This is a genomic window from Pseudomaricurvus sp. ABR4_320, assembly GCF_056159445.1.
Window position 1 is genome coordinate 25,052 of the sequence record NZ_JBSWVF010000003.1, and the last position, 25,296, is coordinate 50,347.

At 49.9% G+C, this 25,296-nt stretch carries 20 protein-coding genes; 7 read left to right on the plus strand and 13 right to left on the minus strand.

The window, feature by feature from the left end; translation table 11 throughout:
• Positions 1–147 precede the first annotated feature (147 nt).
• The 10 genes from ACXAFR_RS06455 to grxD form a co-directional block, all read right to left on the minus strand.
• A complete protein-coding gene (locus ACXAFR_RS06455; protein WP_475174017.1) occupies positions 148–1,323 on the minus strand; it encodes a D-alanyl-D-alanine carboxypeptidase family protein in 1,176 nt (391 codons plus the stop codon).
• Between the two features lie 198 nt (positions 1,324–1,521).
• On the minus strand, positions 1,522–2,286 hold the full coding sequence (locus ACXAFR_RS06460) for a septal ring lytic transglycosylase RlpA family protein (protein WP_475174020.1): 765 nt from the start codon (positions 2,284–2,286) through the stop codon (positions 1,522–1,524).
• A 49-nt stretch (positions 2,287–2,335) separates the two neighbouring features.
• The gene (mltB, locus tag ACXAFR_RS06465) at positions 2,336–3,340 is read right to left on the minus strand and encodes a lytic murein transglycosylase B (protein WP_475174025.1); all 1,005 of its coding nucleotides are present in this window, start codon (positions 3,338–3,340) and stop codon (positions 2,336–2,338) included.
• Between the two features lie 171 nt (positions 3,341–3,511).
• Positions 3,512–4,663, minus strand: coding sequence for a rod shape-determining protein RodA (gene rodA, locus ACXAFR_RS06470; protein WP_475174032.1), 1,152 nt, complete (start codon positions 4,661–4,663; stop codon positions 3,512–3,514).
• On the minus strand, positions 4,660–6,537 hold the full coding sequence (mrdA, locus tag ACXAFR_RS06475) for a penicillin-binding protein 2 (RefSeq protein WP_475174035.1): 1,878 nt from the start codon (positions 6,535–6,537) through the stop codon (positions 4,660–4,662). The genes rodA and mrdA overlap by 4 nt, the downstream gene beginning before the upstream one ends.
• Before the next feature lie 127 nt (positions 6,538–6,664).
• Entirely contained in the window at positions 6,665–7,132 is a 468-nt protein-coding gene (gene rlmH / locus ACXAFR_RS06480; RefSeq protein ID WP_475174038.1) for a 23S rRNA (pseudouridine(1915)-N(3))-methyltransferase RlmH, read from the minus strand.
• Entirely contained in the window at positions 7,129–7,482 is a 354-nt protein-coding gene (rsfS, locus tag ACXAFR_RS06485) for a ribosome silencing factor (protein ID WP_475174041.1), read from the minus strand. Before rsfS ends, rlmH begins: the two co-directional genes overlap by 4 nt.
• A 23-nt stretch (positions 7,483–7,505) precedes the next feature.
• Complete coding sequence (locus ACXAFR_RS06490; protein ID WP_475174044.1) at positions 7,506–8,771, minus strand: glutamate-5-semialdehyde dehydrogenase; 1,266 nt, start codon at positions 8,769–8,771, stop codon at positions 7,506–7,508.
• Between the two features lie 83 nt (positions 8,772–8,854).
• Complete coding sequence (locus ACXAFR_RS06495) at positions 8,855–12,037, minus strand: protein kinase (protein ID WP_475174048.1); 3,183 nt, start codon at positions 12,035–12,037, stop codon at positions 8,855–8,857.
• Positions 12,038–12,323: 286 nt separating this feature from the next.
• Positions 12,324–12,656, minus strand: a complete 333-nt coding sequence (gene grxD / locus ACXAFR_RS06500) for a Grx4 family monothiol glutaredoxin (protein ID WP_475174051.1) — start codon at positions 12,654–12,656, stop codon at positions 12,324–12,326.
• 420 nt (positions 12,657–13,076) lie between these two features.
• Here grxD and ACXAFR_RS06505 point away from each other — a divergent pair, with 420 nt between their 5' ends.
• Together ACXAFR_RS06505 and argF are read left to right on the plus strand one after the other, a co-directional pair.
• A complete protein-coding gene (locus ACXAFR_RS06505; protein WP_475174054.1) occupies positions 13,077–14,273 on the plus strand; it encodes an acetylornithine/succinylornithine family transaminase in 1,197 nt (398 codons plus the stop codon).
• A gap of 7 nt (positions 14,274–14,280) precedes the next feature.
• Positions 14,281–15,186: an ornithine carbamoyltransferase gene (argF, locus tag ACXAFR_RS06510; protein ID WP_475174056.1), complete on the plus strand. Its 906-nt coding sequence runs from the start codon at positions 14,281–14,283 to the stop codon at positions 15,184–15,186.
• Between the two features lie 53 nt (positions 15,187–15,239).
• On the opposite strand, the gene ggt is transcribed toward argF, so the two are convergent.
• Complete coding sequence (gene ggt, locus ACXAFR_RS06515; protein ID WP_475174059.1) at positions 15,240–16,976, minus strand: gamma-glutamyltransferase; 1,737 nt, start codon at positions 16,974–16,976, stop codon at positions 15,240–15,242.
• A gap of 86 nt (positions 16,977–17,062) precedes the next feature.
• Here ggt and ACXAFR_RS06520 point away from each other — a divergent pair, with 86 nt between their 5' ends.
• Entirely contained in the window at positions 17,063–19,309 is a 2,247-nt protein-coding gene (locus tag ACXAFR_RS06520) for a TIM-barrel domain-containing protein (RefSeq protein ID WP_475174061.1), read from the plus strand.
• Between the two features lie 229 nt (positions 19,310–19,538).
• Here ACXAFR_RS06520 and ACXAFR_RS06525 read toward each other — a convergent pair whose 3' ends face one another.
• Together ACXAFR_RS06525 and galU are read right to left on the minus strand one after the other, a co-directional pair.
• Complete coding sequence (locus ACXAFR_RS06525; RefSeq protein ID WP_475174064.1) at positions 19,539–20,891, minus strand: phosphohexomutase domain-containing protein; 1,353 nt, start codon at positions 20,889–20,891, stop codon at positions 19,539–19,541.
• Positions 20,892–20,904: 13 nt separating this feature from the next.
• Positions 20,905–21,732, minus strand: coding sequence for a UTP--glucose-1-phosphate uridylyltransferase GalU (galU, locus tag ACXAFR_RS06530; protein ID WP_475174066.1), 828 nt, complete (start codon positions 21,730–21,732; stop codon positions 20,905–20,907).
• A 337-nt stretch (positions 21,733–22,069) separates the two neighbouring features.
• Between galU and fabA the strand changes: the two genes are divergently transcribed.
• From fabA to ACXAFR_RS06550, 4 genes are all read left to right on the plus strand, one after another.
• Entirely contained in the window at positions 22,070–22,597 is a 528-nt protein-coding gene (gene fabA, locus ACXAFR_RS06535) for a 3-hydroxyacyl-[acyl-carrier-protein] dehydratase FabA (RefSeq protein WP_475174072.1), read from the plus strand.
• 53 nt (positions 22,598–22,650) lie between these two features.
• Entirely contained in the window at positions 22,651–23,868 is a 1,218-nt protein-coding gene (fabB, locus tag ACXAFR_RS06540) for a beta-ketoacyl-ACP synthase I (RefSeq protein WP_475174076.1), read from the plus strand.
• Between the two features lie 342 nt (positions 23,869–24,210).
• Positions 24,211–24,375, plus strand: coding sequence for a hypothetical protein (locus ACXAFR_RS06545; RefSeq protein WP_475174082.1), 165 nt, complete (start codon positions 24,211–24,213; stop codon positions 24,373–24,375).
• Positions 24,376–24,588: 213 nt separating this feature from the next.
• Positions 24,589–25,260, plus strand: a complete 672-nt coding sequence (locus ACXAFR_RS06550) for a LuxR C-terminal-related transcriptional regulator (protein ID WP_475174086.1) — start codon at positions 24,589–24,591, stop codon at positions 25,258–25,260.
• Positions 25,261–25,296 lie beyond the last annotated feature (36 nt).

Consider the following 25,296-nt stretch of genomic DNA (forward strand, 5'->3'; position numbering starts at 1 on the left):
GAGCCTTATGAGGGTAAGCCTGTTTTGCGCGCGGAAATCACCAATCGCTCGATCTGCAAATCCAGAGGTCTAGTATACCTTGCCGGAGCAGATCTCACCAAGGTGACGCGAGGAAAGCCCTGATTAACGCCCTCCCCAATCGATGTATTACTTAACGAGGTTAATAAAAAACAGTTTGATCTTGTCCCACAAACGAGAAAACAAGCCCGCTTGCTCAACCGGCTCCATCGCCACAAGCGGCACGTCGACCAAGGTGTCATCCTCGAGTTTTACCGTGAGATTACCCAGCTCCGCACCTTTCTCAATGGGTGCTTTGATGGTTTCATTGATGTGCATTTCGGCCTGCAGAGATTCTGCTGCACCCCGTGGAATAGTGAGAAACAGATCGTCCTCGACACCCAGTCTGACCTGCTTATCTGCACCTTCCCAAACCCGAGATTCTGTTAATTCCTGATTGCCACTGTAGAGTTTGTGGGTTTCAAAATAGCGGAAACCATAGGTTAATAGCTTTTGCGATTCTGTCGCTCTAGCCTCATCAGAATTAGCCCCCATCACGACGGCGATCAAGCGCATATCGTCTTTTTTAGCCGAAGACACCAGACAGAATCCCGCCTCTTCGGTATGGCCGGTTTTGAGTCCATCAACAGAGGGATCACGAAACAACAAACGATTGCGATTGGGCTGATTGATACCGTTGTATTTAAAGTATTTTTCCGAATAGATTTTGTAATGATCGGGATGATCATGAATCACTGCCCGCGCCAAGGTGGCCAGATCCCGAGCGGTGGTTAGATGGCCATCTGCCGGCCAGCCGGTCGCATTTTCATAATGGGTCGAATTCATTCCCAGCAATTGCGCCTGCTGATTCATGACATCGACAAACGCCCCTTCGCTGCCCGCGACATGTTCAGCGAGAGCAACGCTGGCATCGTTACCCGATTGAATGATGACGCCGCGCAGCAGATCCTCTACAGGCACTTTAGTGCCTTCGCGGATAAACATTTTAGAGCCGCCCATTTTCCAGGCGTTTACCGAGATATTGACCATTTCATCGCCACCCACCTCGCCGTTTTCGATTTCGGCAGAAACAATATAGCTGGTCATCATTTTGGTGAGACTTGCCGGCGGCAACTGCTCGTCGACATTTTTCTCGACAAGAATCGTCTGCGTATCCGCGTCCATTAACAAATACGCTTTTGCCGCCAGTTCTGGAGGATTGGGAATGATCGCCGGCTTGGCAAAAGTGACAGAGCTGCAGAACATAGCCAACAGCACGGCGAAGAGATGAACTAGAATTTTTCTGCGGTGTTCGAAGATCGGCATAATCGTTAAAGGTCTTTACCTGATAGCTTAAAAAAGTATGGCGCCGGATAAGCGTTATGAATTCTACGAATAGAAATACATCGGGTTTTGGGCGCGAGGGGTAGCGTCGAAAGGCCGCTAAGTGTATCAGCCACCCAGTTGCTGTCCAGCCATCGACGGCAACCCGCAAAGAAAACAGGCAGCAGCCACGCTGATAACTCAATCATAAATGACAAATGCCGAAGGGAAACGGTGTTGCTGTAACAACAAGCGAGTATCCGTCAGCAACCTGTCATCACTGATTGGCCCAATTCTCACCCGGTAAAGTCTATCCATTTCAGGGCTGACGACATTAACCGGAAGCGGCGTCAACTCTCTCAACTGGACTTGTAACGCTTCCGCAGCATTCATGTCCGAAAAAGCGCCTACCTGTAAAAACGTGGGTGCGTTATTAACTTTGGGCAACTCCGATGATTGGGTAGCTTTGGCAACCTGCAGGCTTGCCGTATCCAGAGCTTCAATACTCACCCGCGCCGTGCCCTGATCCAAATACCCCAATCGCCCTGCCGCAGCATAGCTGAGATCAATGAGACGATCGTCATGAAACGGACCTCGGTCGTTGATTCTAACCACCACCTGACGTCCATTCTCTAGATTCGTTACCCGTACATAGCTCGGAATGGGCAGCGTTTTATGGGCTGCAGTCATGCCATACATATCGTAGGTTTCACCGTTAGACGTTGCCCGACCATGAAACTTCGTGCCGTACCAGGACGCGATACCGTCCTCATGGTAATCCAGACTGTCCGGCAGAACCTGGTAGGTCTTACCGAGTACCGTATACGGGCTTTTGTTCCCGGCAATGGTTCGGATTTCATGGCGAGGTATCGCGTCCGGGACACCGGAGACATCTACTGGATCAAGCGGAGCGCCATCGCTGACGTCTGTTGTCGTTTGGGGGGAATAGGACGAACAGGCGCTCAATATGGCCAGGCCCCAGATAGGAAAACAGCGAAACAAAAGGCTAAAAACCCTAACCCTCATGATTTTCCCGCCCCGGAGATTGTTTGATCTGTTGACCAAGCTGAAACACGGCCATTGCATAGAGTCGGCTATGGTTGTAACGAGTAATCGCATAAAAATTTGTCAGTCCCAGCCACAACTCAGCCCCCTGCTTACCTTGCAGCTCGAACAAGGACACAGGCGCATCAGGGGAAAGATCGACGTCAGGCAAGTCAAGAGTCACACCTTGAGAGCGTAATTCTCCGATGTGTTGTTGTGGCTTAAGGTCTTTCAGCAACAGAGAACGATCAAGCGCATTAACGTTGTCTACTGGAATGACGATTGGCTTTCCAGCTTGCCAACCGTGCATATTTAAATAACTGGCCACACTGGCAATGGCATCGCCGGCATCATTCCAAATATCAATATGACCATCTCCGTCGTAATCAGCAGCGTATTGGCGATAACTGGAGGGCATAAATTGACCATAACCCATCGCTCCGGCGTAAGATCCCGTTAGGCTTGTCGGATCGACCTTTTGTTCGCGGGCAAGCAAGAAAAATTCGCGCAGTTCACGGGTAAAAAATGGGCTTCTCGGAGGGTAATCAAAAGCCAGAGTCGATAGCGCATCAATCACCCGATATTTGCCTTTGATCGCACCGTAGCTGGTTTCAACACCGATGATGGCGGTGATAATTTCTGCAGGCACTCCGAATTTACGTTCGCTATCGGCCAGGGCCTGGTGGTTTCTCTCCCAGAACTCCCGCCCTTCGTCGACGCGCTTTTTCGTCAGAAAAATATCTTGATAGTCTTTCCAAGTAAGGACTTTTTCTGCGGGCCGTGCGATCGCTTCGAGTATCCGCGGCTGTTTCTGCGCGGCTTGCAGCCACGCCTCGACGTCGGCACGCTGAAAGCCGTCCTGGGTGACCAGTTGCTCAACAAAAGCCTCTGTCTGCTCAGAAGCCTCATAGCCATATGCCGTCGCGGCGGAGAACAACACTGCAGCGACAGACAACGTGGAAATCTTGTGTAACAAACTACATCCTCATGACTTGGCGATCCTTGATGCGATAACACAATCCTGACCGGAAGAGCACGCAAGTTTATTTCAAAGATAGCAGCAGATTGGCAAGTTTTGACTTAATTTTTCGTTTTTTTGCAGTCACAATTCTTCATCAATGGAAAATGTGAGTGCTTTTTCACGAGGTCAGTTGACGCTCAAGCGTTTGCTTTCTGTTCCGATGGCCATCAACAACCCAAATCCAAGCATTAGTGTGACCACAGAAGTTCCACCATGACTCACCAACGGTAAGGGAACTCCCACCACCGGCAACAATCCAGACACCATACCGATGTTGACGAAGATATAAACAAAGAATGTACAGATGATACTGCCGGCCAAAAGTCGGCCAAAAGAGCTTTGCGCCGAAGCAGCGAGCATCATTCCCCTCATCAATACCCATAGATAGAGCAGCAATAAAAATAAAACCCCTATCAAGCCAAACTCTTCCGCAAGCACCGCGATGATAAAGTCCGTATGACTTTCCGGCAGAAAATTAAGATGTGACTGAGTGCCGTTCATCCAACCTTTGCCGGAAAGCCCACCTGACCCGATAGCTGTCTTCGACTGGATAATGTTCCAGCCCGCACCCAACTTATCTTCTTCTGGATTCAGCAAAGTCAGAATACGACGCTTCTGATAATCGTGTAAGACAAATGCCCACATAGGCCATGCACTGGCGCAAACCGCCGCCAGTGCCGAGCCAATATACAACCAGGGTAGGCCAGCGAAAAATAACACCAGCAATCCCGATGCCGCGATGAGAATCGCCGTGCCCAAATCAGGCTGCCGCATAATCAGAAACGCTGGCAGAATGATGATACCCAACGCGACAAGGATTTGTGTGAATTTAGGTGGGATCACTTGCCTTGAGAGATAAGCTGCCACCATCAACGGCACTGCCAGCTTTAAAATTTCCGACGGCTGAAAGCGAAAGCCGCCCAAACTCAACCAGCGCTGTGCACCTTTTGCCCCGACACCCAAAACCAGTACCAAAACCAGCAGCACAACGCCGCCGCCATACATCCACGGCGCCCAATACTCCAGAGCATAAACACGCACCTGGGCGACAGTCAGCATGACGCAATAGGCGAGAACAAAAAAGACGCCCTGCCGCTTGATATAATGCACGTCCTGACCGCTCGCGCTGTATAGAACAAACAAGCCAAACGCCGTTATCGCCATCAACCCGAACAGTAGTGGCAAATCGATATGCCAGCGCCGAAAGAATCCGATGGGACGGCGCAGATCGCTGCTGGCCTCCGGCATTCGGCGTTGGAAATCCCCTCCGGCTCTCATGACTGACTGACATCCTCTGTAGCCGGCGCAGCAATAATTTTTTCACCAATGAGGTATTCATCGATCACTTTTTTTGCCACTTTTGCCGCCCTAGAACTCTTCTCGCCATTTTCGACAATCACTGCCACGGCAATTCGTGGCTCCTCAACTGGCGCGAAGGCGACAAACAGTGCATGGTCGCGCTGTCGCTCACGCAGAGATTCAGAATCATATTTTTCCCCTTGAGCGATGCCAACCACCTGCGCCGTGCCCGTTTTTCCCGCCATGTGGTAGCTCAATGATTTCCGCAGACTGCTGGCCGTGCCTTTAACGCTGTGAACCACCTTTTCCATCGCCAAAAAGACCAAATCCCAGTCTTCGTCAGAGATATCTTCTATTTGATGCTCGTGCATCGGCGTTTCGACATCTCCGATACGTTCAACCAACCTTGGTTGAATATGATCGCCACGATTCGCCAGAGTCGCGGTCATGACAGCAAGCTGTAACGGCGTGGACAGGACAAATCCCTGACCGATTCCAACGTTAACGGTATCACCTGGATACCAAGCAAGCCCCTGCATCCCCCGCTTCCAAGCCCGTGATGGCCAGATACCGGGCCGCTCACTGGGTATATCAATTCCGGTACGCTCCCCCAGCGAAAACTGCAGGCCGAAATCGTGCATGGCGTCAATGCCAAGCTTATACGCCATATCGTAAAAATAAGTGTCGCAGGATTCGACGATGGCTTGAATGATATCGACACGTTTACCATGCCCAATTCGTTTCCAATCGCGATAGAGGCGCTTCTCACCCGGCAATCGGAAGAAGCCGGGATCGTAGACTGTCGTTTGTGGCGTTACTGCCTTTAGGCTCAAGCCCGCAAGCCCCAGCATTGGCTTGACAGTAGAGCCAGGCGGATATTGTCCTTGAATGGTACGGTTAAACAGCGGGAGATCTAAAGATTCGTTGAGGCGCCGATAGTCCGCAAAACTGATTCCTGTGACGAATAGATTGGGGTTGTAACTGGGTGTACTCACCATCGCCAGAACGCCGCCCGTGCGCACGTCGAGAGCGACGACAGCACCTCGCTGCGACCCCATCCCTTCATAGGCGGCGCGCTGAACATCGGCATCGAGAAACAACTGCAGGTTTTTTCCCGGTTCCGGAGGCACCTGTTCAAGCACCCTTAATACCCGTCCCTGTGCATTCGCCTCGACATATTGAGAACCCACCTGACCAAGCAAAATGTCTTCGTACTGGCGCTCGATACCAATCTTTCCAATCGTGTGAGTACCGCTATAGCGAGGATACTGTTCTTCGCTGAAACCGGCCAATTCACGGTTATTAATTCGGCCAACATACCCCAAGGTGTGCGCGAAGAGCTCTGAGAAGGGATAATCTCTGACCAATTCAGCCGCAACGTTGACACCTGGCAGTCGATATTCTTGTACCGCCAATCGAGCGATTTCATCTTCGGTCAAACGGTAAACCAGAGGCACAGGCTCAAATGGGCGTCTTCTCTGGCGCAGGCGTTTGCGAAAATCTTCGATATCCTCTTCATCGAATTCGACCAGCGGCTTCAGCTGCTCCAATGTCGATTCTAAGTCGTCAACCTGCTCAGCCGTAATCGTTAACGTAAAACTCGGACGATTGTCCGCAATTAGCCGACCATCTCGATCAAAAACCAAGCCCCTTGTGGGAGGCAGAGCCTGCACCTGTACACGATTGTTGTCTGAAAGAGTGACATAGTCGTCATGCTTAACGACTTGAAGGTTGTAAAGTTGTGCGATCACAATAGCGATCAACACAATCATCAACACAGCAAATACCAGCAAACGCCGATAGAATACTCTTGCTTCGTTGTGGTGATCTTTTAGCTGAGGCTGTGCAGGCATACGGAAAGTTTAGGACGCTATTGCGGGAACATCGACATTGACTTGATCGTCAGTTTTTCCTGAAAAGCCGGCATGATGCTGTCTGCGTCAACGAATGACAATCCTTTTGGCACCCGTTGATACAAGACTAGCGATGATAAGGATGTCCCGCGTTAATGCTCCAAGCTCGATAGATTTGCTCAACCAACAGCACACGAACCAAAGGATGAGGCAGAGTCAACGGCGATAGCGACCATTTCATATCCGCCCGCTCCAGACATGGGGCAGCCAAGCCGTCCGGCCCCCCAACCAGCAGAGAGGTGTTGCCACCTTCGAGGGACCACTTTTCTAAATTGCCCGCGAGCGCATGCGTATCCCAAGGTTTACCGAGAACATCCAGCGCGACAACGCGATCCCCTTTCGGAATCGCCGACAGCATCTTGTCTCCCTCTTTGGAGGTGGCAATGTTCGCGTTGCTGGATTTAGAGCGACTTGCAAGAGGAATTTCAATCAATGACCAAGCGAACTCTGGAGGCAGGCGTTTCTGGTACTCGTTGTATCCTTTGATCACCCAATCTGGCATCCGATTGCCGACAGCGATGAGCGTCAACTTCATTGCTGGTCGCTTTCACCATTTCGAGACAATGGCTGCAAGCTCCAGAGCTTCTCCAGATCGTAGAAATCACGGGTCGCTGGCATCATAACGTGAAGTACGGTATCGCCGAAATCGGCCAGCACCCACTCGCCGCCGGCCATCCCTTCGATGCCAATGGTCGTAAAGCCGAGCTGCTTGGCCTCCTGCACTGCATTATTAGCTAAGGATTTAACATGTCGATTGGAGGTACCGCTGGCGATAATGAGGGTATCCATTACGTCAGACAGTTCAGTGACGTCCAAAGACACAATATTTCTTCCCTTGAGGTCTTCAAGGGCATTAATGATGACGTTAGTCAGTTCTTCAGCCATGCAGTACCGGATTTCTCAATACGTTAAACACGAATTTGTCCCTCTCCCAGAACAATATATTTTTCAGACGTCAGCCCTTCCAACCCTACAGGGCCACGGGCATGAATCTTATCAGTAGAAATGCCTATCTCAGCGCCGAGCCCATACTCGTAGCCATCCGCAAAGCGCGTTGACGCATTGACGATGACAGAACTGGAATCCACGCGGCGCAGAAATTCCCGTGCCCGGGAATAATCTTCCGTCACGATAGCATCGGTATGATGAGAACTGAAATCCGCGATATGTTGAATCGCCGCCTCCATGTCTTCGACAACTCGAATGGAGAGTACAGGGGCGAGATATTCGGTACTCCAATCCGCGTCCGAAGCCGGATTTGCGGCAATAATGCTACGAGTAATGTCACAGCCGCGCAGCTCAACACCTTTTGCTTGATAGTCTGCAGCCAACAACGGAAGAATTTTCCCTGCAACTGCGCGGTGCACCAAGAGTGTCTCCATCGCATTGCAGACACCATAGCGATGCGTCTTCGCATTGAGGGCAATCGCGCGGGCTTTATCAAGATCCGCTCGATCATCGACAAACACGTGACAAATTCCATCGAGGTGCTTGATCACAGGGACTCGCGCCTCGTTGCTGATACGCTCGATCAGTCCCCGTCCCCCTCGCGGCACAATCACATCAACATAGGCCGGCATCGTAATCAATTCACCGACCGCTGCACGGTCAGTCGTTTCAACCACCTGAACACTTTCTTTAGGCAGACCGATTTCCGTTAAAGCCTGTTTGATACAACTGGCAATCGCCTGGTTGGATCGAATGGCTTCACTGCCGCCGCGCAGAATAACAGCATTGCCAGATTTCAGGCACAAACTCGCCGCTTCAACAGTGACATTGGGCCGCGACTCGTAAATGATGCCTACAACGCCCAGCGGCACTCGCATTTTTCCGACCTGAATACCACTCGGACGATAGCTCATGTCGTTGACCTGACCGCAGGGGTCCGGCAGAGACGCAATCTGGCGTAAACCATCGATCATGGCGGCAAAACGACTGCCGGTCAGCTCCAACCGATCTAATAGAGCGGCATCCAACCCAGCAGAACGCCCTGCATTGAGGTCTTCGCTATTGGCAGCCAGGATCTCTTTACGCTGCTTTTCTAACGAAACAGCGATTGCTTCCAAGGCATTGTTTTTCACTTCAGTGGTGGCGATAGCCATGGCATCAGCCGCACTGCGCGCGGCTTGTCCTAACCGGGACATATACTCGCGAATGTCGTCGGGCGCACCCATTACTCTTCTCTCAGTGGACCATTGAAAAGAGCATAGTATACCTGAGAATTGCGGGTTTCGAGCGACAATCCCCAGCGCGGTCTTTATTCCGCGCCTTCGGAACCGATTTCAAAATTGATCGACTGGAGTCGCTGCGTACCGTAGTAGAGATCCAACCGGTAGCTACCACGGGCAAAAAAGCGGCCGGGACGAGTCAGTTCAAAGAATTTTTCACCGTTTGCACCAGAAACCACCATAGAAAGGCGCAAAATCTCTCTGGGACTGCTGCCTTGATACAGTCGCAGGCCCAACGAGGTTTCTCCACCTCCGAAGTTTTCAAAGCGAAACGCTCCGAACAACCTTGACGACTGATCCAAAGATGTTTTTTGCCCCAAGGGCAAACCGGAAATGGTTTCATCTGAGACCACCAGATCAGCAACGGTCGGGATACCACCACCCGTAACACCCTGCTCATTGATTTGCTTCAGATCCTGAAGACTTTGACTTTCAGGAAAATACGCCAAACCAAGAGCAATCTCTTCTCTAGCCTTGTCCCATTGCTCGTCTTTGATCAACTGCTCAATCTGGCTGATCATACCGCCCTCTATCACTCGCAACTGATTCAGTGCTTGGGGGTGCTCAGGATTCAAAGCCAACATCTGACGCAGAGTTTCTAGGGTATTATCACCGGGAGGGGCAAAAACCTGACCGCGCTCCAACTGGTAATTGGCTCGAGCTTCGAGATGGGCCAGCTTCAGATCTTTAACCAATTCAGTTTTCTGTTCTTGAAAATCGGAGTCGCCAGCAGATATTCCCAACGCTCGATTAACTGTTTTTTCGGCCTCACCGAGGTTGCCTTCCTGAATGTGGCGACGGGACAACACCAAATAGCGATTAAAAATTTCCGCGACGCCTTGCTTCGCAGCGCCATTGTCCGGATCTTGAGTCAACGCCTCTTGAAACTTCTCCATGGCATTTGCGCCAGCAGGCAACATCAACGCTCCCTGATCCAGAAATTTCTGCCCCTCTGCAACCAGCTCATCGGTACTCTCAAACCCAGACACCAGGACATCTAACTCAGCTAAATCAGCAGATCCCAGTGTTTTTAACGCGGCGAGCGACTCGCGCGCGTGGTCAATATCGCCGGAATCCATACTGTCTTTCACTGAATTTCGCAGACGCAATTCAATGTCAGCCAGACCGCTTTTTGCCTGCTCGTCAGAAGCGTTTTTTTCCAAGAGCTTGCGATAGATTTCAGCACTTTGCAGGGCCAATTCCGGATCTTCTCCGGCTTTCTCACGCAAAAAGTCAGCGACGGCCAGAAATTCATTGCGCTCAGAATCGTCCCCACCAACAGCATCTGTCGCTGTTGTCGCGTCGGAAATCGATGTTGCCGGCATAGGTTGCGGCTGCTGAGTCGGAAGATCGACCTCCTCCAATGACTCGGTATCAGCAGTCTCGGGCGTCGTGGTCTCTACGGAAGTCACCGGAGACTCTTCCGATAACGATGGATCAGCCGACGAATCTTCCGCCCTTTGGCCAGCAAACACCCCCGCTAAACCAGCCACCCAGCCTGCACGCTCATCTTCTGGCAAACCCAATTGCTGCACAAAGAAAAATACCAGGCCGAGCACGACACCCGCAGCGCCAATCCATCCAATCATACTCGAGCGATTGCCAGCACTACCCGAATCATCCCGATAGTTTTCATACTCGAGTTCATCGTAACGCGAGTCATCCACCCAGTTTTGAGAAACCTCGGGCTCTTGCGCTGGAGGCTCAGGGTTACGAGGCTGTTGACGCGCCTCAGATGTCCTCGTCGAGCTTGAAGTAGCGCGTTTTTTGTCAGGTTTTACTTCTGCTCCTCGTTTGGGACGCCGATCCAGACTCGGCAGCACAAAGCCACTGGAATTATCGTCGCTGTCATCCGTGCCGGCCAGGTTACGGAGAAAGCTGCGCGCATCTGCCGGTTGGTCTGATTCTGGCTCTGGCTCTTTTTTCGGTTCTGGCTCTTTTTTCGGTTCTGGAACTTGAGCAGCCTTTTCAGCCACCTTAGGCGCAGACTCAGGTGCTTGCGTGTTTTGTTGACGCTCATCTGCAGGAGCGTCTTGCTGAGTAACGACGGGCTCCGATGGAATCGGCGTTTCTTCAGCAGCCTTTGGTGTCGCCTTGGGACGCTCCACCCCGGCATTCATAAAGCTGAAGACTTCCGTTACATTGCGTGGCCCCTTGGACTCCTCCACCAATGCCTCGCCCTGCAACTCATCCTGAGGCAGTTCCGCAGGCGGTTCAGGCTCTGGCGGCGGAGACGGCTCTTCCACCTTTGGCTTGAGAGGCTTTTTTGGCTTTCTCGCTTCTTTAGGGACAGGCTTTGGTCGATCAAATTTTGGAGGTACGAAAGGCTCCTCGCTCGCACCACTACTGCTCTTGCCTCCGCCAAGCCCCCCTAAAGCACTGCCAAAACTAAACCGCTCCTGCACAGTCGCGATATGTTCCAGAGCAGATACTGTTGAGGGCGTGATTTCTTCGAGAGCATGCAACAAGCTTTGAGCGTCCGCATAACGATTTCGAGGATGCTTCTGCAAAACCTTGTCAATGATCGGCTGAAAAACGTGAAGGTAATTCGGGAGTTGCGGGATATCTGCGTGCAAATGTTTGCGGACTACCCCGGCATTAGAAACATCTTCAAAAGGAAGATGCGCCGTGAGCATGTAAAATAGAACCACACCCAGACTGTAAATATCAGAGGCAGGCTCTGCGCCATGAGCCGACGCCTGCTCAGGACTTATAAAGTGATAGAGGTTGGTTTTACCTTCAGGAACATCTAAGTTCAATGGCCTCGGCAGGCCAAAATCGATCAAGACGCCAACGCCTTTATCACTGACGATCAGAGTTTCAGTACTTACAGAGCCATGGATAAACCCCTGACTCGCAGCATGGGCAAGAGCTCTGGCAGCATCTTTGACAATTGCCAGTCGGCGCCCTAGAGATAAACCCCGACGGGCTGTTTCTAGAGGCTCACCGTCCAGAAATTGCGTTGTGTAAAAATAGCGGCCAGCCGCTGCATTCACCTCAATGATGGCAGGAATGCTGGGGTGAGACAGCTCTCTTAGAGTTCTGGCATCATCGAGAAAACGATCTCGAAAATCGGCATCGACAGCCAGCTCCTCTTTCAATACATTGAGAACGACAGGGTCGTCAGCATCTTCCCACTGAGCCAGGTAGGTTTCGATAACGGCGCCATCCTTAAGCGGGCGCAGGATAATGTAGCCTGGAATATCTACCATGAATCAAACAACAAAACGAATTTAAACTAGGAAGGCAAAAGGCCGACGGGTAACACCTCTAACCACACTTGTCGGAATAGACGGACAGCAAATTGCGTGAAAATATCAATCAGTACTGTAAATTCCTAAATACTGTTAGCCCAGCTAGCGAGCCCACCAAGAAAAAGCCCCTATCACGCCAGACCAACAACGTTGAACGGGGCATCCCCCGCAACTTCTATGAACATGCACAACCCGCTATCCTCGCCATCAGAGCATAGCGGACAAACACAATCACGAAAGCGACTTAGCTCTCATCTTGGCTTTCAGCGGCCACGGAATCCAAAAGTTTCTGCAACTCTCCCGACTCGTGCATTTCGGTAACGATATCACACCCTCCAACCAGCTCACCGCTTACCCAAAGCTGAGGAAATGTCGGCCAATTGGCAAAGCCGGGTAGATTCGCTCGAATCTCTGGGTTAGACAGCACATCGACGTAAGCAAAACGATGTCCACATGCCATCACGGCCTGAGATGTACGCATAGAAAATCCACATTGAGGCGCGTTAGGCGACCCCTTCATATACAGAATGATCGGATTTTCAGTAATCTGCTGTTTGATCGTATCCATGATTTCCATGGTTCAGCGCACCTCGCTATCAATGTATAACTTTCGCTGCTTCTGGCAAGCCAACCGCTCGAGAGCTGACAATTCAAAGGCATATTTGCAGCCGACTAGCGTCGACGACGACAATCGGCGCAAGCAGCCAGCTGCACAGAGCGAACTCAAAACCAGAATACTACCTGACAACCCTACCAACATCTAATTGATTTCATGCCTCTCGACGAGAAAACATAAGGTTTGGCGACAAATATCGACATAATAGTGGAAATATGGGGCTTCTAAACACGATTTCCAAGGCCAGCCTCACGCCACAGGGCATATATGTCGTCTAATTCCATTGCCATGTTCGGAAATTAAACTTATGCTTTCCGGTTTTCCCGCAGGCAGCCATTGGCTGCCTGTTTTCATTTCTGTTGGATCCAAAGGAAAAACGTCATGTCCAGCAACAGTCCCATAATGAACACCTACGGCGATCGGAATAACCTGCTCCTCGAAAAAGGCAAAGGGGTTTACCTGTGGGACGCCAGCGGACGACGCTACCTGGACGCGCTTTCAGGCATCGCCGTATGCGGCCTTGGTCACTGCCATCCCGCGGTTACAGAAGCGATTCAGAAACAATCTGAAACGCTGTTGCATGTCTCAAACTTATTCAACAGCCAGCCTCAACAAAATTTGGCACGTCTTCTGTGCGATGAATCGGGAATGGAGAACATATTCTTTTCCAATTCCGGAGCTGAAGCCAACGAAGCCGCCATTAAAATCGCCCGCAAATACGGCGCCCAAAAAGGCATTCAAGAGCCCACCATTATTACCATGCAGGGTAGCTTTCATGGCAGAACCCTAGCGACATTAACGGCGACGGGAAGCCCCAAGGTTACTCAAGGATTTGCGCCATTACCGCAGGGCTTCCTACAAGTTCCATACGATGATGTCGCAGCGGTCCACGCACTGAGCGACAACCCCAATATCGTTGCAATTCTTGTCGAGCCCATTCAGGGAGAAGGCGGTATACGGGTACCCCAACGGGATTACCTACGAAACCTGAGAGAGCTATGCGACCAAAACCAATGGTTGCTTATGCTGGATGAAATTCAGACCGGAAATGGCCGGACAGGAAACCTCTTTGCGTTTCAAGGCCTCAATGTAACCCCCGACGTGGTGACCACAGCAAAAGGCCTAGGCAATGGCCTGCCGATAGGCGCCTGCCTTGCCAGAGGAGATGCCGCAGAGATCTTTCAGCCGGGAAGCCACGGCTCCACTTTCGGAGGCAATCTGCTGGCTTGCACTGTCGGCCACACAGTAATTTCAACCCTACTCAAAGACAAACTCATTGCCAACGCAGCCGAGCAAGGTGCCTACCTGATCGAGGCGCTAAAGAAAAACCTGCAAGATCACCCAGCTGTTGCGGACATTCGTGGCGAAGGCTTGATGATTGGCATCGAACTTACCACCGACTGCCCGCAACTAGTAAGCAAAGCTCTAGCCGCGGGACTTATTCTCAACGTCACCGCAGGCAATGTGATTCGGCTGCTGCCCCCTCTTATTATTGAGCGGCAACATACCGATGAAATCGTCGCCACCGTGACAAACCTGGTTGAGGAGTTTCACTCTTCAGGGGCGAGAAAAGGATAAAGCCACTATGACAAGACATTTTCTGACATTAAAAGATCTCTCTGCTGCAGAACTCAAAGCCATTATTGACCGGGCCATTGCGATGAAGGCAGAGATGAAAACGGGAAAGATCAGCGAGCCCTTCAAGAACAAAGTGCTTGGCATGATTTTCGAAAAATCGTCAACACGTACGCGCGTCTCTTTTGAAGCTGGCATGGCACAACTGGGCGGCTCTGCACTTTTTTTATCCCCTCGAGACACGCAACTGGGACGAGGCGAACCCATCGAAGATTCCGCTCGAGTCCTCTCGCGCATGCTTGATATCATCATGATTCGCACCTTTGGTCACGACAAAGTTGAGCGTTTTGCAGAATACTCTTCGGTTCCTGTTATCAATGCGCTGACCGACGATTACCATCCCTGTCAATTGCTGGCAGACATTCAAACATACGTCGAATTACGTGGCAGCCCGGCAGGTAAAAAAGTTGTATGGATCGGCGACGGCAACAACATGTGCCACTCCTACATAAATGCTGCAGAACTGTGTGACTTTGAATTAGCAATCGCGTGCCCTGAAGGTTTTGACCCAAAACCCGAGCTAATCTCAGAGCACGAGGACAGAGTGACCGTCTACCGCAACCCGAGGGAAGCCGTCGCAAATGCAGACTGGGTCGTCACCGACGTTTGGGCATCCATGGGGCAGGAAGCCGAACAAAAACTTCGCGAGGAAAAGTTTACCGGTTTTCAGGTGAACCATGAACTGATGAGCCTCTGCAATCCTGGGGCGGTTTTTATGCATTGTCTACCCGCCCACAGGGGCGAGGAAGTGAGCGCAGAGTTACTTGAGGATGACAGCATATCGGTCGTTTGGGACGAAGCGGAAAATCGACTGCACGCCCAAAAAGCACTCATGGAATTTTTGCTTTCCCACTGAATACTACCTCTGAAAATCAATTGAAAGAGGTGCAGTGAGCACCTCTGCCACCATTAGTACTGAGCAGGACCAGCGGCTCGCGCATCAGGCTTGCGAGGGTCTGCAGCCCCTTGAAAGACGCCCTGATCAATCGCAATACTGTTTGCACTCCCCATTGATGAAACTGTTTCGACCTGGTGCCCCATAGATTTCAAACGCTCTTTCGTATCTGGAGAAAACCCTTTTTCCATAAAAAGAACATCTGGTTGCCACTGATGGTGGAACCTCGGCATACTGACAGCAGCATCAATGTTCATTCCGAAGTCCAAATTATTCACGATGCTCTGCAAAACCGTCGTAATAATGCGACTACCGCCCGGACTGCCTGTCACGAGATAAGGCTCGTCGTCACGAAAAACCAATGTCGGTGTCATCGAACTTAACGGGCGCTTACCAGGTTCAATTTTATTCGCATCCCCGCCAATAAGCCCGTAGGCATTTGGCGCCCCTGGTTTCGCAGAAAAATCGTCCATTTCGTTATTCATCAATATTCCAGTTCCAGGAATCATGATGCCAGACCCAAAAGAAAAATTGAGCGTGTAGGTATTGCTCACCACATTACCGTCACTATCCGCGACCGAAAAGTGCGTGGTATTTGGCCCTTCGCCCGGAAGCTCTGATCCAGGCTTCACAGCACTCGATGGCGTGGCTTTAGAATCATCAATACCTTCAGCAAGCGCTTTTGCATACGCTTTATCGGTAAGTCGAGCGACGGGCACATCTACAAAGTCCGGATCACCGAGATAAACGCTGCGGTCAGCGTAGGCTCGGCGCATCGCCTCCGTCATAATATGAATCGCGTCAGCGCTGCCGAACCCCATTTTGTCGAGGGGGAAATACTCCAAAATATTGAGCATCTGGACAATGTGCACACCACCAGAACTCGGTGGAGGCATGCTGACAATCTCATAGCCACGATAGGTTCCTTGTACAGGCTGCCGCTCGATCGCCTGGTAATTTTGCAGATCTTCCGCACCAATCAAACCTTCGTTCTGTGCCATCGCATCCACGATTTTCTCTGCAATCTTACCTTCGTAAAATGCATCAGCGCCTTTACGCATGATCTGCTGCAGTGACCAAGCAAGATCCGGCTGCCGTAGAATTTCCCCCGGCTGCAAAGGGCGGCCATCCTCATGGAAAAAGACTTTTCTCGATTCGGGATCTTTCTGCAAGTGGCTTGCTTGAGAAAGCACAACGGACAAATCATAGGTAACAGGAAAGCCCGCCGTCGCTAGCTTATAGGCTGGCGCAATGACATCTTTCAACGGTAAAACCCCGTACTTATCCTGAGCTTTTATCAATCCCGCAACCGTTCCAGGAACGCCCGACGATTGATAGCTGAATAACGCCTTACTGCGATCCACTTCTCCTGAACCATCCAAATACATGGTTTCTGTGGCGGACTTTGGCGCCGTCTCGCGATAGTCCAGAGCTATAGTTTCATCGTCTTTTTTCATATGAACGAGCATAAACCCGCCACCACCTAGGTTACCCGCACGAGGCAAAACAACAGCAAGAGCAAACCCGACTGCAACTGCAGCATCGACAGCATTGCCCCCATCTTCTAGAATCTGTGCCCCTACTTTGGTGGCCAGCTTGTGCTGACTAACAACCATACCGGACGTATTGTAGACAGGATGAAAAATGCTCTCATGCCGGACAATGGGCGCTTGCGCCGCTTGGTCAGCAACGCCGGGGCACGCGTTCCAACAACAGACTAAAAATACTAACCATCTACTGCGTTTAATCATTCGGAAACCTTTCTGTCGTTAAAACTGTCATCATATCTGGTGCTATCATAACGTGAAGCTTCTGAACGCACACCCTCAGGAATCCAATGCGACGAGTAAAAACACTGCGGTATTTTTTAAGCATTGGAATTATTGTGGGTATTTATTACGCAAGCCGAGACGAACAGTCCCCAGCGGGACTGGAGGCCGTCTACGATACTGAGCGCTATCGCATTTCTGTTAGCGGACAGTCCCTGGAAATTTTTGATCGTGAATACCAGCAAACTGTTTTTGGCAGCGACGCAGAGTTTCTGCTGAGTTCAAGACGGGGTAATACCAGCAAATCGCCCCACTCATTAAATTGGTATCAAACTGCAGGAAGTTGTCGGGATGCTGTTATAGACCGCGCAGAGCCTTACAGCAATTACATGCTGATCACCGGTCACTTCACAACCGATGACTGCAACCTCAGCTTCTACTTGCGACTTTTCGCCGGCAACGAATCAGTACGTATCGCCGCCGCCACGTCGGATGAGACCTACAATCAGCTCCGCCTTGGATATCTACGACCAGTCAACGAACATATTTTTGGCTTTGGAGCTAACGGCACAAAACAGGATTTTGCAGATCGACAAGTCGAACCCTTTGGTCAGCTTGCAGAAAACAGTAGCGAAGAGTTTTCGACGACAGCAGTAATCACCCATAGCGTCAACACTCCCCCAACACCGCCAAAAGAAGAATTCTTCCCTGGCTATGTCAGCAATCTGAATCACACGATAACCTTATCAAACCACGGAAAATCAATTTTCGACTTTCGAGAACCTGGACGTTCATTCATCCATAGCTTCGATTCGTCGCTACAGCTGGATTTGGTCAGCTGCCGACCTACACTGAGCTGCATTAGCTACCGGCGCCAATCCTATGACTTTAATCCAGACATACCTGATTGGATTCATTCTGGCATCACACTTGGCATCAGCGGCGGATCAGAAAAGGTTCTTCGCGCCATAGAACAAGTACAGGAAGCAAAACTACCGTTGAGTTCCGTTTGGATTCAAGATTGGAGTGGCCAACACGCACTTCCCAGCCCTCGCCAAGATTCATATTGGCAAAATTGGGAAGCAGACCCTGTACTCTATAATGACTGGAACAGCTTGGTTGAACAGCTGTCCAAAGAAAAACTGCACGTCATAGGCAATATTACTGGTGCATTGGAAGATACGTCACAAAAGCCCTATGCAACTCAAGACTTTTTCAGCGACGCTCAGCGACAGGGTTTTTTGGTCGAAAACAACAAACCTACTCAAGAAAACTCGAAAACACCTAAAACCACCAGCGCCATTATCGATTTTAGCAATCCCTCCGCCCGAGCTTGGGCGGAATCTCACCTTTTAGAGCAGCTATCACAAAGCCCGATTAATGGTTGGACTGCGAGTATTCAACCGCCACTACCTACCGGAGCTCAACTGCACGACAAGACTAACGCCGAAACCGGATTTACCGGTTTTTTTGCCGATTGGATCCACCTACATCGCAAGCTAACCGAAAAGCTGCCGAACACACCAGCGCCCGTAGCCCTCATCGAGTATCAGGATTTTTACCCTAGGAAAACTCGCAAAATCACCCACCCGAATCATGGACTGAGTTATCGCAGCCTACAAAAAGCTCTTATCGCCACAATCAATGGCGGCGCCAGCGGACTTGCAAGTTTACAACCCGGCGTCTTGCCTCGCTTTTATTCAGACTTTGCCAGCACCTCAGAACAGCATAACCTTTTGGAGAACGACAATGCTACAACTGGCTCACTCCCTCATCACAGCCTGGTCCAACAGTGGCTAGCGCTCAGCTCGTTTTTTCCAATTTATCGGACAAACGATCTGATGACACAAATGATTCTTCTTGATGAGGGCAACTCAGAAAAGCCGGCAGATGAAAATCTGTTTCTGCAACTCAAAAAATCAAGCTACATATACCAGCGGTTAAGAGACTACAGACTTAGTCTCGTCGAAGAAATGCGTAACAACGGCTGGCCGATGCTGCGATCTCCGACGTTGAGCTTCCCCAATGATGAACGATTCTTCGACCTGCCTGAGGATCAACTGCAGTTTATGTTAGGCCCCTACATAATGGTCGCACCAATTTTGCAGCCCAAAAATAAAAAAATGTATCGCTCAATCTATTTACCCAAGGGTCATTGGATTGATCTTTGGACCGGGGAGCCCTTGCAAGCTCCAGGAGAAGGCACCGAACTAAAAGTACGCCCCACGCCAGGTCAGCCACCTGTTTATATTTTGGTGACACCGGAATCCCAGCGACTCGTCCTCGATCCCCTTAAAAGCGTAATGAAACAATAAGAGCAGTATCCAACAGCAAACACTTGTGCAACCGCTTGGTCGCGGCGAGACGATACTGCCAGGGATGCCGGATAATTTTATCAATCGGATAAAACGACGGTATAGACCACCGCCATATAACAATGGTGCGATGACCTCTGAGTGGAAATAAAAATGGGGAGACTACTTTTCAGTAATCTCCCCACACAAAACGCTATCAGCGAATTTCTTCTGGCGAAGGAAACTACCCTTAGAGCCGAATCATCGACAGCAACTCATCTCGCTTGGCTTCCATTAACGCCGTATTCCTGCGAGTCTCGACGTTAAGCCGAATCACCGGCTCAGTGTTAGACATCCGCAGATTAAAGCGCCAATCATCGAACTCCATACTCAAGCCATCAGTGCGATCAACGATACCCGCATTTGCCAGATAATGGTCTTCAACTCGCTTTAAAGCAGCAGCCGGATCATCAATACGACTGTTGATTTCGCCACTGCAGGGAAATGCTTCGATACAATCATCAACCAATTGCGCCAGAGTTTTTCCGGATAGAGACACAAGTTCAGCAACCAGAAGCCACGGAATCATACCACTGTCACAGTAGGCAAAATCTCGAAAGTAGTGATGGGCACTCATCTCACCACCATACACGGCATCTTCAGCCCGCATACGCTCTTTAATAAAAGCGTGCCCGGTTTTACTTAATACTGGTATGCCACCGCTATCTTTGACGATTTGAATTGTGTTCCAACTTAATCTAGGGTCATGAACAATCTTTGACCCAGGATTCTTAGCCAGAAACGCTTCAGCCAATAGCCCAACCAGATAATAACCTTCAATAAACCGGCCATTTTGGTCAAAAAAGAAACAGCGATCAAAATCACCATCCCAAGCAATTCCCATATCAGCTCCCGAGGTAACAACAGCTTCGGCCGTCGCCGCTCGGTTTTCCACTAGTAATGGATTTGGCACACCATGAGGAAAATTACCATCCGGTTCGTAGTGCACTTTTACAAAGCTAAAGGGTAAATGTGGCTCAAGAGCATCGACGGCTAATCCAGCACCACCATTGCCAGGATTACAGACGATTTGTAAGGGTTTCAACGAGTCAAGATTGATGTATCCAAGCAAGTGCTGAACATATTCTTCCCTTGTACAGCGCTTTTCTATCGTTCCCGGCTGATCAACGGGATCGCCAAATTGGTTAAGTTCAGCCAATTTCTTGATGTCGTTTAACCCAGTATCACCACTGATCGGTCTAGACCCCGCCCGGACCAACTTCATTCCGTTGTAATCCTTCGGGTTATGGCTCGCCGTGACGCAAATTCCTCCATCAACGCCGAGATGAAACGTCGCGAAATAAACCTCTTCGGTGCCTACCTGTCCAATGTGAATAACATCGACGCCAGAGTCGTTCAGGCCGCGGGCTAGCGCTTGGGTAAGCTCAGCACTAGTCAGGCGGATGTCGTGCCCGACAACCACCCGCTTCGGCTTAATAGACTCTGCATAGGCACGACCAATGCGGTAAGCGACATCTTCATTGAGTTCGTCTGGTAGACGGCCTCGAATGTCATAGGCCTTAAAGCAAGTCAGATCATCCATGAAAGCAGTTTGCTCACTTAGCGTTGTAGATGTTTTCGTAGACGTAATTGGTTGCTTCAACAAAACCTTCGACGCTACCACAGTCGAAACGACGACCTTTAAATTTGTACGCCAAAACACAGCCGTTACGGGCTTGGGTCAGCAGAGCATCGGTCAATTGAACTTCACCGTTTTTGCCAGGAGGCGTGTCTTCGATGATGTCAAAAATGTCTGGAGTCAGAATATAACGACCGATGATCGCCAGATTACTGGGTGCATCTTCAAGTTTTGGCTTCTCAACCATGTCGCTAACCTGGAACAGACCGTCTTTAATCTGCTCGCCTTTAATCACACCAAACTTGTGAATCAAGTCGTCAGGAACTTCTTGAATAGCGACGATGCTGCAGCGGAACTGGTTGTAAAGACGGACCATCTGCGCCAGAACACCTTCTTCTTCAGCCAGACAGAGATCGTCGGAAAGTACAACACCAAAGGCTTCATCACCGATCAGACGGCGTCCGTTCAGAATCGCGTCTCCCAGGCCTTTCATCGCGACCTGACGGGTGAATGAAAATGCAGCCTTTTCCATCACATTACGGATGGAAACCAGATACTCTTCTTTGCTGCTACCGGAAATCTGGTGCTCAAGCTCGTAGTTGACATCAAAGTGATCGGCAATTGCGCGCTTGCCGCGTCCCGTCACCATCCCGATGACATTGAGGCCAGCTTCAATTGCCTCCTCAACCCCGTATTGCACCAGCGGCTTATTTACAACCGGCAACATCTCTTTGGGCATAGACTTAGTTGCCGGCAAAAAGCGGGTTCCATATCCTGCTACGGGGAACAGACATTTTTTAATCATACAGTTAATTTCCTTGTTACAATTTGGTGCATTCTATCCAGAAGTTTATTAGTCTGGCCGAAGAATACTACAAAAACTTTGCAAAAAGCTTTCCAGGTGCCTCGGATGACAAATCCTATTGCCTCGATGACGTATCGTTAGTCCACGAATTGGGGTGAAATATCCTTTACATTATCCAAAAAATACCAGCAACTGGACACAAAACCTGCAACAGGTAGAATTACATCCCCTCACCAGGACGTCTGCGACTTCGTTCAAACTACAACAATGATGATCAGATAAAGCAGCCCATATCCCGGTCCATTCAACAATCAGGATTGCCAGAGTTTCCAATTCGATGATTCCAGCAGACAGAAAAAATACCTACGATCGCGATGATTTACTAGAATGCGGTTTTGGCCGAATGTTCGGCCCCGGCAACGCTCAGTTGCCAACTCCCAACATGCTAATGATTGACCGTATCGCCAACATTACCGCAGATGGCGGTGCTAACGGCAAAGGTCAAATTATCGCAGAATTGGATATTTCCCCGGATTTATGGTTTTTTGAATGCCATTTTCCTGGAGATCCCGTGATGCCAGGCTGCCTGGGATTGGATGCCATGTGGCAACTGGTCGGCTTCTTTTTGGCATGGAAAGGTAACAAAGGGCGCGGTCGGGCGCTTGGCTGCGGTGAAGTAAAATTCACGGGCCAGATTTTGCCCACGTCTAAAAAAGTGACGTATACCATTAATTTAAAACGAGTTATAGAAAGAAGGCTGATCATGGGGATAGCCGACGGCATAGTAAGTGTCGATGGATCTGACATTTATCACGCCTCCGACCTGAGGGTCGGGCTATTTCAAAGCACCGATAACTTCCAATAAGTTATTACTGTTTAACCACTCTGACAAACGCTTATTAAAGCAGAGGATTTCCTATGAAACGTGTGGTTGTAACCGGGATCGGTATCACCTCCTGTATCGGTAACGACGTAGCTGCCGTTTGCGAATCTCTTAAGCATTCCCGCTCCGGAATTCAATTCAAGGAAGATTATAAAGAATTAGGCTTCCGCAGCCATATCGCCGGAACCGTAAAGCTCGATCCTAAAGACCATCTCGATCGTAAAGCGTTGCGCTTTATGGGGGACGCAGCCGCCTATGCGTTTATTTCAATGCAACAAGCTATCGCCGACGCCAATCTGGATGAAAGCCAAGTTTCCAATGAGCGCACGGGCATTATTATGGGATCAGGTGGCGCGTCCTCGAAAAATCTGGTTGAGGCCGCCGATATCTTGCGCGAGAAAGGCATTAAACGTGTTGGACCTTATCGCGTTACGCAAACCATGAGTAGTACCACCTCCGCGTGTCTGGCAACGCCATTCAAAATTAAAGGCGTTAACTACACCATCTCGTCAGCCTGTGCCACCAGCGCACATTGCATTGGCAATGCAATGGAATTGATACAACTTGGCAAACAGGACGTCGTTTTCGCGGGAGGCGGAGAGGAAGAACACTGGACGCTAACCAGCTTATTTGACGCGATGGGGGCTCTATCAACCAAATATAATGACACTCCCGAAAGCGCCTCCAGGGCTTATGATGCCGATCGTGACGGTTTTGTAATCGCCGGCGGAGGAGGCTGTGTCGTTCTGGAAGAGTTGGAGCATGCAAAAGCCCGAGGTGCAAAAATCTACGCCGAGGTGGTTGGCTATGGCGCCACATCGGACGGCTACGATATGGTTGCTCCTTCAGGAGAAGGTGCAGCCCGCTGTATGCGCCAAGCCCTCTCAGGAATAGAAAAACGTCCAGACTATATCAATGCACACGGAACCAGCACTCCCGTCGGAGACATAGCAGAACTGAAAGCCATCAAAGAAGTTTTCGGTGAAGACTGCCCGGCAATCAGTTCTACAAAGAGCTTAACCGGCCACTCTCTGGGTGCAACAGGTGTTCAGGAAGCAATCTATTGCCTCATCATGATGCAGGAAAAGTTTATCGCCGCCTCGGCAAACATCGGTAGTCTTGATGAGAATGCCTTTGGCATGAATATCGTTCAAGAACGCATAGATGATTACGATATTAATCTCGCGATGAGCAATAGCTTCGGCTTTGGCGGTACGAACGCGAGCCTCGTTTTCCAAAAATTCGACGCATAAACTCTTCTAGCTGTTTTTACCTGGGCCTGCCCGTATCTGAGGCAGGCCTTGCTCTCCAATAGAGCTGGCTCAAAACTTGCCTCACATCGGTTGCGATTTTGTAGGTTTAAGTCTGAGTCATTCCCCCCTTCTAGTTCGGTTGAGAGAATCTCAACAACTGATAACTCATCTTATTCGCATATCCTCCCTTTTTGTCGTACAAGTGTGCATAATACGAACACAGAGGCTTAAGAGTGAACCTAGCCTAAGGCTTGTGAATTAACCGAAAAGACACGGCAACGTTCAAGCATCGCAGCCGTCCAGCCGATATAGATTAGAAACCTTGCCTTGACAGGAACACCCATGAGACAAGACGAAATCAGGCTGATCATCAATCAGTTTTTGCAATACCTCATCGATAACGATATCAGCCTGACCCCAAAAGAGGTTGAACAAAGCCTCAGCGCCCAAGAAATTTGGAGACTTAGACAAGAATTTTTATCACAATTAGGGGCTGAAGACGCGTAGCACGGAGCTGTAGGTTTTCAACTGACTTTTATGCCCCTTTTTAGAACAATCTGAACTAGATTGGTGCTCATATTTCGAACACTTTGAATAATGAAAAGTTTTTAGTACAAAAAATTATCAATATCTTATTGTTGAATTTCGCGCCAATCCGCTATTATCCCGTCTGTAAATTAACCAGCCATACAACGGATGTAACTTTACAAAGGAAGTATTATGCAGATTTACAGAAACACTCAGGCGTCTACGGCGGCCGCAACCCACTGTTTTATCTACTCGCCTTCCCGCAGTATTGAAAATATTTTTCTCGTAGGCAGTATAAAACGAGCTCCAAATCTGGATTGCGACTTCTGCACCCAGCCGGAGAAGTCTCCAGAATCCGAAATCATCATATTTGATTGCAAAGAGATTTCTGAATCAGCTCTCACACGACTATTCTGCCAATATCAGGAAAAGCAACCAGGGAAGATGTGCGTCCTGATCAATGTCGACCGAGAATCCTCTTATGAGAAATTCATCGACTGGCCATTAGTACGCGGATTGACCTATACAGGAGCGGGAGAAAATCGAATCTTGGAATGTCTTGAGCAGGTTCGCAATGGCGCTCTTGATTTTCCGATAAACCTCTATCAGGACTTCATCATGCGTCGCCGTCGTGCGCCCAAGGTTGACGCGTTCCGATCTGGGGAAGTCGTTCTAACCCGCCGAGAAAAGCAAATCCTACGAGCTCTCGACGGGGGCCAAAGCAACAAAGAAATGGCGGAAAAACTCCACCTCAGTGTTCACACAATCAAAACTCACTTGTACAACCTGTACAAGAAAGTTGGCGTGAAATCCCGACTTGAAGCCAGCACCTGGATTCGTGACAACCTCGACTTGATTCAATAATGAGCACCTTGGAGACTGCGGCAAGCCAGAGAAGGC